The following is a 14,638-nucleotide window of genomic DNA, read 5'->3' on the forward strand; positions in this document are numbered from 1 at the left end:
CCTCTCATGGACAGTCATTTTTTTGCTTACATGTATCGCCTGAACTATATTGAGCGCTGGAGCCTCATGCGCAATACGACAAAGGAAAACGTCGCCGAGCACTCCTTCCGCGTTGCCCTGCTCGTGCATATGCTATGTGAAATCGGCAATTCGCTTTTTGAAAAGCAATTTAATGCCGATCGCGCGGTGACGCTCGCTTTGTTCCACGATGCGACGGAGGTGTTCACTGGCGACATCCCTACACCGGTCAAGCATCATAATCCTAAAATGCTCGCCAGCTTTCGCGAGCTTGAAGCGCTCGCCGCTGAGCGCCTGCTCGCGATGGTTCCTGAGCCGATGCAGAAAACCTATGCCCCGCTGCTGGGCAAGCACCACGGCAGCATTTCTCCCGAGGAGCAGACACTTCAAGCGATGGTGAAAGCGGCTGATTTGCTCGATGCTTATTTGAAATGCCTCTATGAATTGTCGGCAGGCAATCGCGAATTTCTCGTGGCACGGGGACAAACCGAGCAAGCGCTGGCTGCGTTAAACATGCCAGAGGTCGAATGGTTTCTCGCCCATATGGCGCCAAGCCTCGGCATGACGCTTGATGAGCTGTCTGACAAAAGCTAAGCTGGGCTAGGCTGGATAGACTCCCCCTAGCGTATTCATCCCGGCTGCACCATACATGAAATGGAAGAAAGGACGGAATAAATCCCGTCCTTTCTTCCATTTTTCATTTCTGCTAAACAGACCTTAGCTCAGTCGCGCATCTTGGAAACATAAGTGCTGACGGCCTCATAGAAAGCCTTCCACTCTTCATTCGGTTGTTCAGCCACGCTGACCTTGGGCAGCGCCGTTAGCTGAGCAACTGATGGCTGCATGGAATTAGGCTCCCCCTGTTCCTTGGCCATTGACGCTTCGTTCGGTGCCGCATCCTTCGCCGCATTTGAAGCTGCGCTCCATGCTTCGCTAGATGCCGCTCCCAGAACTTGAGCCTTTGAAGCGCCTTCTTCGGCCTCGACGGTTCCTTCACCGCTGCGCTTGCGGCGCTGGGCCATTACTTTCGTTAGCTGGTCTCTCATCTTCTCTTCCGCCATCTGGCACTCACCCTTTCAGCCAGTTTTTCCGCAGCTCAAACAGTTCCTTCAGCTCGTCTGTCGACAGCTCGGTAATCCACTGCTCAGACTGGCCGACCACTTGGTCATTCAACGACTGCTTGCGTTCGATCATTTCATCGATTTTCTCCTCAAGCGTACCTAGCGTAATGAACTTATGAACCTGTACCTCGCGCGTCTGTCCAATACGGAAAGCACGGTCAGTCGCTTGATTTTCCACCGCCGGATTCCACCACCGGTCAAAATGAAACACATGATTGGCCGCTGTAAGGTTAAGTCCCGTCCCGCCTGCCTTAAGCGATAGAACGAAAGCGCTGCAAGGCTGCTCGGGATTTTGAAAGCCTTGGATCATCTCATCGCGCTTTATTTTCGGCACTCCGCCGTGCAAATAAGGTACGCTCGTGCCCAGCCGCTCTTCCAGCAGCTTCTTGAGCTGATGGCCCATCTCAACGAATTGGGTAAAAATCAGGCAGCGCTCCCCTTCGGCAGCGACCTCCTCCACCATATCCATTAGACGCGCGACCTTGTTCGAACGCTCTTCCTCCCATTGCTTAGCTCCGCCGTTATCCCCTTCCATCAAGCCAGGATGATTGCAAAGCTGTTTAAGCCGGGTCAAGGAAGCCAGAATAAGTCCGCGCCTTTGCATGGCTCCTAACGTATCGAGCTTCTCCAGCAGATCCGAGACAATATTTTCATACATCGCGCCCTGCTCTGCCGTGAGCGAAATATACGTCTTGCCTTCGAATTTCTCAGGCAGGGACAGTTGGATGGCTGGGTCCTTCTTAATACGGCGAAGCATGAACGGCTTCACCCAGCGCTGCAAGCCCGCTATCATTTTCTCATCCCGCGTCCGCTCGATCGGAGCGACAACTTCCTTGCGGAACTCATTCACCCCGCCCAAATAGCCCGGATTAATAAAATCATAGATGGACCACAGCTCCGTCAACCGATTTTCCATCGGCGTACCCGTCAGCGCTACCCGGTGGCGGGCAGGCAGCTTGCGAATGGCTGCCGACTGCTTCGTGTAAATATTTTTTATATTTTGCGCCTCATCCAAACATAACGCATCCCAGGATACTGCGCCTAAATCCTCTTCATCCAATTGGGCCAGCGAATACGAGGTAATAACCAGATCCATGTCACGGACAGTCTCCTTGAATGCTTCCCCCTTCTCCCGCTTCGGGCCATAGTGAAGATGAACCTTAAGCTGCGGAGCAAACTTCTCCAGCTCCTTCTCCCAGTTGCCGATAACCGAAGTCGGGCATACAAGCAGCGAAGGCGCGTGAGCTAACGCCAAGGAAGCCCCCAGCTTAAGCTGCTGCTCGCGCTGTTCCTTCACATAAACGAGATAGGCCATGAACTGAATCGTCTTTCCGAGGCCCATATCGTCTGCAAGGCAACCGCCAAAGCCGAACCTTCGCAAAAACAACAGCCAAGAAACCCCTTGCAGCTGGTAAGGACGAAGCTCCCCAAGGAAACCCTCCGGCTTTTCGATAAGCGGAATTTCCGACGTATGCTGGAGCTGCTCCAGCCATCTGGCCAGATGCTCATTGAGCTCTACCTCGGCCCGTAGATCGTAGGCCTGCTCCTCCTCTTCCTCCAACACAGCTCCGCCCATCAAGTGCATTTCCATAACATCGCGGAAGGACAAGCCGCTGCGCTTGCCAATTTTCGAAACCCAGCTGCGGATTTGCGCCACATCCTGCGGATCAAGATGCACCCATTCGCCGCCAATTTTCATCAGGCGCCGGTTTTCCTCCGCCAGGCGCATAAACTCCGCTTCCGACAAATCGACATTGCCAAGCGCCATTTTCCAATCGAATTGGACGATTTGGTCAAGTCCGAACATCGGCTGCGCATCCGAGCCCACCGATGACTTCACCTTGGCCTTTAGCCGCAGCTTGCGCGATCTAACGGCCTCCCACCAGCTCGGCAGCAGCACGGGACAGCCTGCTTCCAGCAGCGTCAAGCTTGCCGATTCCATGAAGCTCCATGCTTCATTGTCCGACAGCCTCAGCTTGATTTGGCCGGCATTTGGCGGCTCCTGCCAGTCAGGCAAAGCACTCACCCACTTCGCTTCCTCTTTCGCAAGCTTCGCGGGCAGCAAGGGCAGCCACTCTTCGGGCAGACTCGCCTCATCGGGTCCCGGACCTTCCATCTCCGCCTTCCACGGCGGCTGCGATTCAGACTCGCCGTCCGCAGCCAGCTCCCATGCTCCGGCAGCGCTGCGCACTAGCGGCAGCCAGGCACCGCCACTGCGGCTTTGCAGAGCCGGCCGCAGCGTCCACTCCGGCTGCTCGCCCGGCTCAACGAGCTGCAAGGCCACCTTGAACGGCAGCGAATCTTTCCGCAGCCCCAGCGCAATCAGCCAATCTTCCTCCTCGGCTGCTTTGCGCAAGACGACGATTTCGCCGCCAGCAGCTGTGCCGACCTTCTGCCACGCTTCCGCAGCCAGGCAATCCGGCTGCTGCAAAACCTCCTCTACTGCGAGGCTTAGCCAGCGCTGCACTTCAACATCTCCCGCATGTCCGGCTTCCTGAATAAGCCGCTCCCATAGCGCACCCGCCTTGCCGCCTGCCTCGGTTTCCGGCAAATTCAGCTTCCACGCGCGCTGCTCCTCCGACCAGCCGCTCCAATCCGGCATAAACCAGCCTTGCAGCAGCGCCTCCCGGATCAGGGAAGCCAGCTCTCTCAGCCGCTGTGCCCGCTCCATCCACTCCACCTGCAGCAGCCGTGCATGCTTCGGCTGCGACAAATAATCAACCGCCAGCAGCGGCGACAGCAGCAAAGCTTTGCGATCGCCATGCTGGGCGTCCTCCACTTCCGTGCCGTACCAGGATGCTTTGTGCCATGCGAATAGCACGGAACGCAGACGCGTCGCTGACTCCTGCTGGTCGCCAGCAAGCAGAGCAATCCGGTATTCGCCGCTCTCCGCCTTCATCCAGCAGGCGTCCATCGTTAAAATTCCAGTGCCTATAGATGCTCTCATGTCACAATTTTTCCTTTCCACAGCTCCTCTTGGAACGCACGCAGCCGCTGGTATTTACGGCCGATTCCCGTAATATAAACCTGCCATCTGTCCATTTCCTTCTCGGCTTTATAAATACGCTCCAGTTTTTTCAGCTGCTTCACCGCCATTCGGTAGCCTTGGCGATTGCGCGAGCTGATCCAGCTGTCGATCGCCTGATGATAGAGCGGCATCATGACGCGCGGGTTCACCTTTGACACCTCGCGCACATCCTGAATCGGCAAATCATCGGGCAAAGCGCCAATCAGCATTTGCAGCTCAGCCCATTCCTCGTATTTTTTCTGCGCAAACCAGTGGTCTGTAAGCTCCGAATAAGAATGCGGCAGCAGCGACGTCATATAGGACGTCCATTTCAAATTATCCGGTTGATCCGTATCCGCACGGCGGCATAAAGTCAGAAACGGTCCCACCGTCCTTCCGCTTCGAATCGCATAAATATGCTTGTAAAGGTAGGTCATCCAAGCCTCAAACGGCTCCCAGTCGCCTTCTTCCAGCCGCTGGGCTGCACATGTGTAAACCATTTTTTGCGAGCCTCGAAAATCCGTTTTCCCGAAATGAGCCAAAGCTTCTTCATCCTGCCCATCGAAAAAATACATCATCGCAATCGCAGTATGAATAAACGAGTCGTTTACCTGCTCATCGCCGGTTTCTGTCTGCTCGCCCGCTGATGCGAGCATCGAGGCAAGCTCGCGCTGCTGCCAATCCCGGTTTTCCGACATCTTCCCGCACAGCGCCAAATAAATATAAGGCCAGTCGAACAGCTGCTGCTCCTTCCGCAGAGCTCGGTTATAAGCATATCCAACAACCGCATCGGCCCAGTCTCGTTCGTCCTCCAGCATTTCGGCAGGAGACAGCTCCAGTACGAGCGTATAATAATGCTCCAGCCATGGCTCAGCCATACGAACGAACGACATTTCGTGATAATAGCGGCTGAACGAATCTACCGCTTTAATCGCCTGCTCTGCCTGATCCAGCACGAATAAAATGACATTCATCCAGTGCAGGCGCTGCTTTTTTTTATCCCAGTCTTTAGACGTGCCTTTGAGTGCAGACAGCACGGGCTGCAAGGAGTGCAGCGAGTGGCGGCATACGCGCCATGAATCACCATACTCCTGCTCCATCCACGCCTGCCAATCTGCAGGAGACGCATCCATGCCCGGGGTAGAGGCTGCTTTCCCCCGCTGCTCCACAACGACAGCCGCCCGCGGCGCAGGCTCCGGCTGAAGCCCTGTCAGGCGGCGATACGCAGACTCCGGCGTACCATGCAGCGCCTGGTTATGATCGCAAAAAGCAAAAAATACGGCGGACATATGCTTGCAGAAGCCATCATACGGACACGTACATCTGCTATATGCAAAATCCATCACATCAATGCTTACCGCATACAGCTCCGAGCCTGCAACGACGCCTGTCAGCAAATGCTGATCGTGCACCTCCACTTTTCGAACATAGCCTTTACGAAAATATTCCCAGCCGCGCTCGACAATAACCTGCTGCATATGCTCCCTGATATTGCCCTCTAACAGCTTCAATAGCTGACCGTCATTTCTAGTCAAAGCTTTGTTCACCCGCTTCCTTCCGCTCAAGTAACATTCTTTCCATTATAACACATGAGAAGACGACTTTCCGAGAAGTCTGTAGCCCTGACATGAAGAGACAACCAACTTCTATGGAAAGGTGCAAGCCATCATCAGCTTGTGTAAGAACTTTAATCTAATTGGACAAGATGGCTATTCCACTCGATGATGCCGAAATCAGGCTTATGCCAGACAAAAAAAACAAGGCAATACCCCCGCATTTAATGCCGGAGAATCGCCTTGTTTTTTATTATATAGCTGTTTCATGCAGTGAATATTTTCCAACGTCTATTTTGATGAGGCTTGCAGCAAGCTCAGCTCAAGCCCTCCCGCCCAATTTAACAAAGCACTCTTTGACGTTTTTAGAGGGAAAAGCTGACCCTGATATTCAAAAATCAACAAATAGCAATCTGTAGCCCGTTCATACACCCATCGCAGAAAAAAATCCTCCTCAATATGCAGAAAATAACTGTTATATTTTTCTTCTGGAAAATGCTTAAGTAAATGAATAAATGCATGTACGACTCTATTCGTCCAACCAAATCGGCTTTCCTGTTCCGTTTTGCCATGACGCCCAAACGTAACAAATAACCAACTTCCCTCGTCAGGCTCAGGATCATGACTTAAAAAACGAAGCTCAATCCAAGTCCCTTGCTCTTGTTCATCTCTTAGCACACTGTTCATCAACGGATTCCCCCTTACTTAAATATCCATGTTGCCTTTTTCAATCTCCCGTTGGAGATCCTTGTTTCGATGGCATTACCTGTTTCACTGTAAGTCGAAATGACTGTATTACTGTTTTTTTCTAAAATAACAACCAATTTGTTATTAGGATCGTACATGACACGAGAGTCAAAATCAAGATCGTCAAATTTCTGTACTAATTTAATGCCAGAAGGAGCTAATAAAAAAAAGCCTCTAGCCGAGCTGCTTAATTAGCAGTCGTGCCAGAGGCTTATAGATAATACTCGTTACAATTCATTAACCCTGAAATACCGTTTGACCGTTTGCTCCACCTGCTGCAGGTTCGCTTTCAGCTCAGCTTCGCCGATTTGGCCGATACTGCCGAAGAACAAATGTCCAACGGACTCGATACCGACAAAATCAAAAATCCCCGTATCGGAAGTAATCTTCATGCCAGCGGTCATGCCGATTTGATCGTAAATTTCGCTTGGCGTGCCGTGCGTGTTAATGATAAAGCCTTTTTTGCCGGTAAGCAGCTTGTCAATGCCGGTCTCTCCGTACGCATATGCATAACCGTAAGCAAATACGCGATCAACATAGCCTTTCAGAATGGCAGGAAGACCCGTCCACCAAATCGGATAAATAAAAGTAACCGCATCTGCTTCAGTAAGGTACTTCTGCTCTGTCAAAATATCTTCCGGCGTTTGGCCAGCACGCATTGCCGCTGTGTCTTCCGGCGTCAGCACCGGCTGGAATTTTAGGGCATACAGGTCACGTACAGTTACTTCATGACCTTCTGCTTTCAAGCTTTGTACCGCTGAGTTCAAGATGGCACGGTTGTAGCTGTCTTCGTTCGGATGGGCAAATACGATAAGATGTTTCATGGTGAAATTCCTCCTAAATAATCAATATATTTTTTAAAACTGGGCGTGCACTTGCTCCAACAGCTGCTCTAGCTGCAAGCTCTGCTCTTCACTTAAGCTGCCGTAAATCACGTCATTAATCTGCTGTGAAATAGCTAGAAAAATCGGTTCCAGCTCCCGGCCCCTCTCGGTCAAAGTGATCAACGAAACTCGGCTGTCTTTCTCGTCTTTTGTCCGTTCTACATAACCAAGCTGCTCCAGCTTGTTGATAAGTACGGTAGTCGTCGGCTGTGTGCGATGGATTTTCTCCGCTAATGCCTTGACAGTCAGCGGCTGCTTCTCCCGATACAGAAACATGAGAATATCGCCATGCGAGGGCACAATTCCTGTAATCTGATTCGCTTCAAGCTCGCTGACAATCCGCTTATTCGCTTTATCTCGAATTTTAGCAACTAATGATAAGACGTTATGTTTTAACATAATACGATTATACATAGATATCTATGTATTTTCAAGCGCTTATTTTTCATTGCTATAATTTCCCCAGTTTCGCTCAAAGTAATCTTAGGATTAGCTTATTTATAAAACAAAGCAGCTCCTGTCTTTCATAAGGAAAGCAGAAGCTGCTGCGCGGCAAAACGATTATATTTTATGAGGAATCGTGATAAAAAAGGTCAGACGGTCAGGTCCATCAGCATGAATGTCAATGGTTCCTTTATATTTGTCTACAATGGATTTCACGATGGACAAGCCCAGCCCTTGGTGTTCCTGCTGATCCTTCGTGGAGTAGCCCGATTGGAAGAGCGGCATAGCCGCCACCTTCTCGGCATCCTCGCATGTATTCGTAATCGTGAACTCAAGAAAGCCATTTCGCTGCAAGCCGTGCAGCTCAACCATTCGCATGCTCTCCGGATATCTCATCGTCTCATCAAAGGCATTGTCAATGAGATTGCCAAGTATGCGGTTTAAATCGAGCGTCTTGACGCCCATTTCCAGCTGTTCAAAGCTTGTAAAGGTGCACTCAAACATAATTCGGTAGCTTTCCGCCTGCGATGTTTTCGAGCGAATGAGCGCGGCAATCGCCGGATTGCCGATATTAATAATGTCGTTCATTTGCCGAATTTCGCCCGTCAGCTCCTTCGTATATGCAATGAGCTCCTCGTGCTTGTTCAATTCAGCAAGCGAATGGATCGTCTGTACATGATTGAGAAAATCATGGCGCTGCGCCCGGATTGAATGAAACATCTGATTGATTTCATCGACGTACGTTTGCTGGGTGACCTGCACCGCATTATCGCGCGAACGGCGGTAATAATTCATCACGACGGCTGCCGTCACTAGGCTTAGTGCCGTTACAAGGACAATAATGATGGCAATATTCAACAACTGCGTAGACATCTGGTCGCGAATAACCTGATAATCGGACACCAGCGTCAGCACATAGCTGTCCATTGGCACGCCGTTCTCATCCACAATATTCAGTCCTTTGTCCTCGGTAAAGACGGGAATGAACATTTTGAAAACATGCTTGCCATTGACTACCTCATCGACGGTTACATTTTGCTTCGTGTTAAAGGCCTTCGACACATTAGCTACATCGGATTTGGCGACATAATTATAACTTCCATACAATATCGGCTGCTGCAAAATATGCTCCTGCACCTCGCCGTTCGGGTGAACCGTCTCGAAAGGCCCTTTCGCAAACGTTTCCGGATTAAGAACCGTAACCTCCAGAAGCGCCTTGTTGCTTTCAATCGTCTTCTTAATCAACGAATCTACACCCGTCAGCTCCTCATATTCCGCCAGCTTCGTGTAGCTGATATAAGGATCGGTTATGTAATTCGTGGTCCCGTCAAAATAATAGCCCCATTTATAAATGCTGCCCGGATCGGTAGAAGCCACCTCGAAAGGACCGCTCCAAAAGCCCGGCAGCGATTTGCCAAGCCAGTCGATTTCCACATTTTGCTGATCGAACAGCTGGTTAAATACGGTGAACCAAGGATCCCATGATTTCGTGCTTTTGCCGAGCTGCGTCTCATCGGACGATTTATACAGTAAAATATCGTCCTTTACGCGCTTAAGCAGCGTAATATGGTTGACGCCAAGCTTCGCGCTCAGCTCTACCAACTGCTCGTTCGTTACTTTATCGACATCGGGATCAAGGGCATATTGGGCAGCAATCGATACAACTCGAAGCTCATCGCCGATTAAATCTTGATAACGCTCCGCCCCTAGCCGCGATTGCTCCACTGAAAATTCAATTTGCCTGGCCACAGCGGCTACTTCCCGATTTAGTGCATCTTCCAATGATTCTTTCGTTAAAAAATAATACGCTGTGTTATTCAATAAAATAATGACTACAATCACCGAAATCGCCATAAACCATATATTCCGCTGCATGTATTGCTCCTCTATCGTGTACGCTATTAACTAGATTATGTACGATTTTTAGGTAAACGACAATAAACGTTTTTCATACGCCGCATAGTAATCTTTGCCATTACTTGCTCCATCTTCTGAACCACAGGCGAAGAGCCCATTTTCGCTCGCCGCGTTTTTTATATTTCGGGAGCGTTCTATAAATACGCAATCCTTCCTCGATTGCATCTTTCGCATCCTGTTCCTTACCCATCGTCCTGTAAATGCCCGCCAAGCGCTCGTAAGCCTCGCAGGAGGACGATTGAATGCGCTGAAACGCTTCAATATAGGAAATGGCCTGGGTTGAGTCTTTGCCTGCATATAACGCAGCCAAACGCAAATACGGCGCGCCGTATTTCACCCGCTCGTTCAGCGCAAGCGCCCGTTTAATGGCTGCTTCGCCGCGCTCCGTCTGTCCAGCCTGCAGCAAGCAAAGGCCTAGATCGTCCCAATATTCGGCGGAATCCTCAAGCGTATGCTCCATAGGAGAAAGCCAGCCTAGCGCTTCGTTATATTTTTTCTTCTCGATTAAAATTCTCGCGATTTCCTGCTTGGAGGACACATCGTTAGGCGCCATATCGACATGGCGTCTCAGCTTTCTAAGCTGGCTCGATCTTCGCAAAGGCCGCACAAAGCTAGGCGTCAAGCCGACAAATCGGCGATCCAGCGCATACAAAATGAGCAGCAGCACGATAATCGCAATAAACGGATTTCCCGTGAGCCAAGTCAAGAAGAAAAATAAAAAGATTTTACTCATTCGTTCCTCCCATGCCTGAATAACACCGCGATCGTTCAGTGGAACGGCTCCGGCGTCAATTGGTTAAATTTTCATCTATCATACCATAAATTTCGCCGATTGCGCCCATTTTCTCCGCTGACAGCACCATTGGCACCCTTCATTCATACTATATTTTGACTGTATCCCTTAACCTTGTTAAACCATAAAACCCAAGCAAGGAGGGGTGACTAAAAAGGTGAAAGGTAGCGACCATAAGAGCAAGTTTTTACTGACACATCGTGAACGCGAGGTATTCGAGCTTCTAGTCCAAGACAAAACAACACGAGATATTGCACAACAGCTGTTCATTAGCGAGAAGACCGTCCGCAACCATATCTCTAATGTGATGCAAAAATTAAACGTTAAAGGTCGTTCGCAAGCGGTTGTCGAGCTAATCAAGCTCGGGGAGCTGCAGATTTAATTCACGGCTCTCCCTTCTTCATTGCTTTGGCAAAAGCCATTTGCTAATAGGTTGTTACCATTTATGGTATTTCGCGAGGCAGCATAGTGCGCTATGCTGTCTTTATTTTTTGTGGGATAAAAAAAGCAACAAACAGCTTATCCTTATGGATTCTGCTTGTTGCTGTTTATCCAATTGTACACAATAATGGGTCAATCTTAATGATGAATCTGCATCGTTCCAAAGTCAGCTGTGGAATGCTTGTTCATAGCAGATTTCGCTTGTTCCGCCCACCCCATACATCCGCTTGGCTTTCCCATTAATCATAATCCTGAATAATCGCCATATCTTGAAGTTTGCGAATTCGGTTGTTAGAGCTAGCTTTAATCGCTTCCACCAATACAAAACGTTCCGGAAGTGAATCAGCAATCTCTTCCCATTTCATTGGCTTCACCTCGGTCTGATTACTTTCAATTATTATAACATATTGCTGAGATTGGTAGGAAATTGGAATTGAAAAACAGGTTCATCATGTTGCTTTAAAAACCATTATCAATGCATATCTGCCACTTGAAATTTAAGCAATAAGATTTCACTTGACTACCAAATAATGCTTCAATATCAAGTCTTCTAGAAAATTAATGATGTGCGCGTGCGAAACCATATCACATTGGAAATGGGGCTTGAAACACACCCTACTGGTTGTTTAACTCAGTTGCTCAACATGCTGTTTCAAAATAGTTGGTTGAATTCGTCTAACTCACTTGGTGTTAGCTTATCGACATTAACAATTGTATTTACTTTCACTCCAAAATCAACAAATTTCAATCCAAGTTGATCCGTGTAATCAAAGGTGGTGTATTCAATCCTTTGCTTGTAGTGATCAATAAACGGGTTGTTTTCTAAAAAGTCGATAAATTGCTTGGAATTAGGAACACCCTCGTAATATTCGTTGAAAACAGGAGTGGAGTAGAAGCTATCCTTATGCATAAGATGTTTACGTGGAGGTCTTCTTAATAAATAACCCGAAAACCCAATGTCATCAATAGCGTAAACTCCCTCGATTTTTAGTTTTTCACCTTGTGATGTATTTGTAACGACTATTCTAAATATGCTATTTATAGAATTAATACCGAGTCTATTCTGTATTGACTCCAAATTCTCTTCTTTTTCATAGTAATCAACAATTCTGTTCAACTGATTCATTGCATCGTGTATTTCGTTCAAATTTCTCATGTATTCTCGGTATGAAGTCGGATCATTTAAGTGCTTTGCCTCAACAAAAAATACATCATTGTTTAATGAAAATACAGCATCGCATTCATAATCTTTCTTTTCCAAATGGATAAATTGTATTCCAGCTCTTTGGAAAGTTGTTCTGATTTGCTCTTCAAACAACTCACCCTTAATATTAATTTTTACCTCTTTACTTTTCAAATTTGATAATAACGCACGAGAAGGGTCGGTAATTGAAGCAATAGAAGGAAGAACAATATATTCCTCGCCGACTTTTAATAAGGGGCAATCAAACAGATCCTTAGAGTGCTTATCAAATACCAATGCATCAAATATTTTTTCAGCATTCTTATGTGTAAGTCCCCATTCAACGAACAAGTAAATCCATTTTTTCTTTGTTTTCGATACGCAAACATCATTTATGGAGATTTGAGTATATCTCGAATTTAGTTTTCGCTTCTTCATGAACAATTCACATTCAATTGATATTATGCTATAGGCTCTAATGAACTCGGCAATGGATATGTCAAGAAACTTCAATTCCAAATCTCTCGTAGAGAAATATTCTTCTATAAACTCGCAGGTCATTCGTTCATTATAAGAAATAAAATCTTTTGGCGGCAGCTTTCTTGTTTTCGAAATTGTAGAACCTTTTCCATATAATTGGTGCTTGTTATAACCATGTCTTGCTTGTTTGGCATTACGAACATCTAAAAATTTCATATGGGAAATCTGCTTTCCCATTGTCCTATCACCTTTTGAAGTTGCCGTGATAATACTATTCTGATTAATATCTACTTCAAAATAACTCCAAGCCTCACGAAGTATATCAAGGATTTCTCTATATTCAGAGCTTCTTATATGCGAAAAAGCAGCTTTTGTGATCTCAAAATCTATCTTCCGTTCTGAGTTTTCTAATGGAAATTGTTTGTATTTCAAAAGATATTGCAACACATTCCCTGATGATTCGGCCACATTCTCAAAGTAGTCAGCCCTGTTATTGTTAAGTTCAGATTTGTACTTTAACCTTTTAATATCATTAGATAAAAATAATTCTAACGCAATAACATATGCGGCTACATGTATATCTTCAGGAATTTGTTGCTCGATTGGGCTGACATAATCATCAATTAGCTTTTTGTATAGACTATTTATTATCATAATTTCTGTCTGAAACTCTTTAAGCTTTTTAGTCTCTTCTTTATCAGATATTAAGCTATGTATTGTTTCCATTGCTTTATTAAACAATTTTTCATTTTTAGGTTTGCCTGAACCAAAAAAATCAACACAAATCCCCGTCATTTTTATCAATTTCAGTACTTCATCTAAATTATGATTTTTATATGTATTGCTAATTAAGTCATTGAGGACTTCTGCATTTTTAATTTCTTCAACATCGTACATAAACATTTTACCTACCCCCACAATTCAAACATCTGAGATAAAAATTTTAAATAGCCAAAATTTTTCCATACTTTAAGTCCTTTATCATGTGCTGAACATTGTTCCACTTTCCAAGCATTACTAGATTCACAATTCCATTTTCATGTTCTCTTATTTGTTTCAAATTGGGCAAATGTCTGGATATTACTTCATCATACGTCATGGATCCGATTGTCGAATGGGAAAAATAAGAAGCGTCCGAATGAAACACTTATGTTGATTGACCTTTCCAAAATTGAGCGATTCTATCCATTTCTATGTGCCGCATTATTTGCAATAATTCCTGCTGAAACTTTTTTTGAATCTTTTTCGCTTGGACAGATAAAAGTGGAAGACCAATATCAATTTGTGTTTGAAAATCATCCGGAAAAAGAAGCCCATTAAAATCTGTCGGCAGTTCCCAGCTTTGCTCATACTTAATGAGTATTTCATCGCGTTAAAGATCAATTTTATGAAATCCGTTGGTAGTATCATTAATGAGTTCTGCGGACATCAATTCAGCATTCACACTTATAGGGACGACTACCGTAACCACCATCTAATACCTCTTTCAATTTCCAATCATTCAGTTTTTCCAAAATTTCATCTATTGATGAGTTGGAGTGTAGCACAACTTCTTTTTTGCATGCCAACTTCTCCAATCATTTGCTTTTTTGCTTTGTTTCAAATGCTTTTTAAGTAATTCAATTGCTCGTCTCTTAATAATTGAAATAATCGGTTAACTTCCTTTTCAGTTAAAGGGGAAGGCATGTCTCTCCCTCCGTTTTAAGCTAGGTCTTTTTCGCCATATCATACCATATAATGACAATATTTGCACTCACTTTCATTATCCTTAGCAACTATGCTATACAATAATGGATACATTTTTTTATAGATCAGGACTTGATTCCTTGTTTCTAATTATTTCCAATTTTGGGATTATAGGAATTTCCAATATTTATGTCGAATACAGATCTTCAACAACTGGGAATTAATTAAATACAGTGAGGGAGTGGTATTAATTGATATTGACAAAATCGAGAGTTCTAACTTATAAATCCATTGATGATCACTAGCGTTGCATAAACTATGACATTGATTTTGTCTGAAGATTAAGAAAACGATAGTTGGTCGT

Annotated in this window: 13 protein-coding genes; 3 read left to right on the forward strand and 10 right to left on the reverse strand. The window is 46.1% G+C overall.

The genetic code is table 11. The annotated features are described in order from the left end of the window. Positions 1 to 6: 6 nt before the first annotated feature. A complete protein-coding gene (gene yfbR, locus WH37_RS09550; RefSeq protein ID WP_046230269.1) occupies positions 7 to 612 on the forward strand; it encodes a 5'-deoxynucleotidase in 606 nt (201 codons plus the stop codon). Positions 613 to 740: 128 nt separating this feature from the next. Here the strand turns inward: yfbR and WH37_RS09555 are convergent, their stop codons facing one another. From WH37_RS09555 to WH37_RS09590, 8 genes are all read right to left on the reverse strand, one after another. Beyond that, positions 741 to 1,079 (reverse strand): hypothetical protein, encoded by a 339-nt coding sequence (locus tag WH37_RS09555; RefSeq protein ID WP_046230270.1) that lies wholly within the window; start codon positions 1,077 to 1,079, stop codon positions 741 to 743. A gap of 7 nt (positions 1,080 to 1,086) precedes the next feature. Beyond that, a complete protein-coding gene (locus WH37_RS09560) occupies positions 1,087 to 4,086 on the reverse strand; it encodes a DEAD/DEAH box helicase (protein WP_046230271.1) in 3,000 nt (999 codons plus the stop codon). Beyond that, complete coding sequence (locus WH37_RS09565; protein ID WP_046230272.1) at positions 4,083 to 5,693, reverse strand: SWIM zinc finger family protein; 1,611 nt, start codon at positions 5,691 to 5,693, stop codon at positions 4,083 to 4,085. Before WH37_RS09565 ends, WH37_RS09560 begins: the two co-directional genes overlap by 4 nt. Positions 5,694 to 5,990: 297 nt before the next feature. Next, positions 5,991 to 6,386, reverse strand: coding sequence for a hypothetical protein (locus WH37_RS33470; RefSeq protein WP_052736902.1), 396 nt, complete (start codon positions 6,384 to 6,386; stop codon positions 5,991 to 5,993). A gap of 287 nt (positions 6,387 to 6,673) precedes the next feature. Then, positions 6,674 to 7,270 (reverse strand): NAD(P)H-dependent oxidoreductase, encoded by a 597-nt coding sequence (locus WH37_RS09575; RefSeq protein ID WP_046230273.1) that lies wholly within the window; start codon positions 7,268 to 7,270, stop codon positions 6,674 to 6,676. Positions 7,271 to 7,303: 33 nt separating this feature from the next. Next, positions 7,304 to 7,729, reverse strand: a complete 426-nt coding sequence (locus tag WH37_RS09580; RefSeq protein ID WP_046230375.1) for a MarR family winged helix-turn-helix transcriptional regulator — start codon at positions 7,727 to 7,729, stop codon at positions 7,304 to 7,306. A gap of 162 nt (positions 7,730 to 7,891) precedes the next feature. Then, the gene (locus WH37_RS09585) at positions 7,892 to 9,649 is read right to left on the reverse strand and encodes a sensor histidine kinase (RefSeq protein ID WP_046230274.1); all 1,758 of its coding nucleotides are present in this window, start codon (positions 9,647 to 9,649) and stop codon (positions 7,892 to 7,894) included. A 100-nt stretch (positions 9,650 to 9,749) separates the two neighbouring features. Further along, positions 9,750 to 10,424, reverse strand: coding sequence for a tetratricopeptide repeat protein (locus tag WH37_RS09590; RefSeq protein WP_046230275.1), 675 nt, complete (start codon positions 10,422 to 10,424; stop codon positions 9,750 to 9,752). 217 nt (positions 10,425 to 10,641) lie between these two features. Here WH37_RS09590 and WH37_RS09595 point away from each other — a divergent pair, with 217 nt between their 5' ends. Further along, entirely contained in the window at positions 10,642 to 10,866 is a 225-nt protein-coding gene (locus WH37_RS09595; protein ID WP_006040330.1) for a helix-turn-helix domain-containing protein, read from the forward strand. 298 nt (positions 10,867 to 11,164) lie between these two features. On the opposite strand, the gene WH37_RS37035 is transcribed toward WH37_RS09595, so the two are convergent. Next, positions 11,165 to 11,290 carry a hypothetical protein gene (locus WH37_RS37035; RefSeq protein ID WP_269431288.1) on the reverse strand — a complete coding sequence of 42 codons (126 nt, stop codon included), beginning with the start codon at positions 11,288 to 11,290 and terminating at the stop codon, positions 11,165 to 11,167. Between the two features lie 287 nt (positions 11,291 to 11,577). Further along, on the reverse strand, positions 11,578 to 13,491 hold the full coding sequence (locus tag WH37_RS09600) for a hypothetical protein (protein WP_046230276.1): 1,914 nt from the start codon (positions 13,489 to 13,491) through the stop codon (positions 11,578 to 11,580). 246 nt (positions 13,492 to 13,737) lie between these two features. On the opposite strand from WH37_RS09600, the gene WH37_RS35480 reads away from it, so the two are divergent. Beyond that, entirely contained in the window at positions 13,738 to 13,908 is a 171-nt protein-coding gene (locus WH37_RS35480; RefSeq protein WP_156182287.1) for a hypothetical protein, read from the forward strand. The last annotated feature ends 730 nt before the right edge of the window (positions 13,909 to 14,638 follow it).

Source organism: Paenibacillus algorifonticola (assembly GCF_000971975.1).
Classification (GTDB): Bacteria; Bacillota; Bacilli; order Paenibacillales; family Paenibacillaceae; genus Pristimantibacillus; species Pristimantibacillus algorifonticola.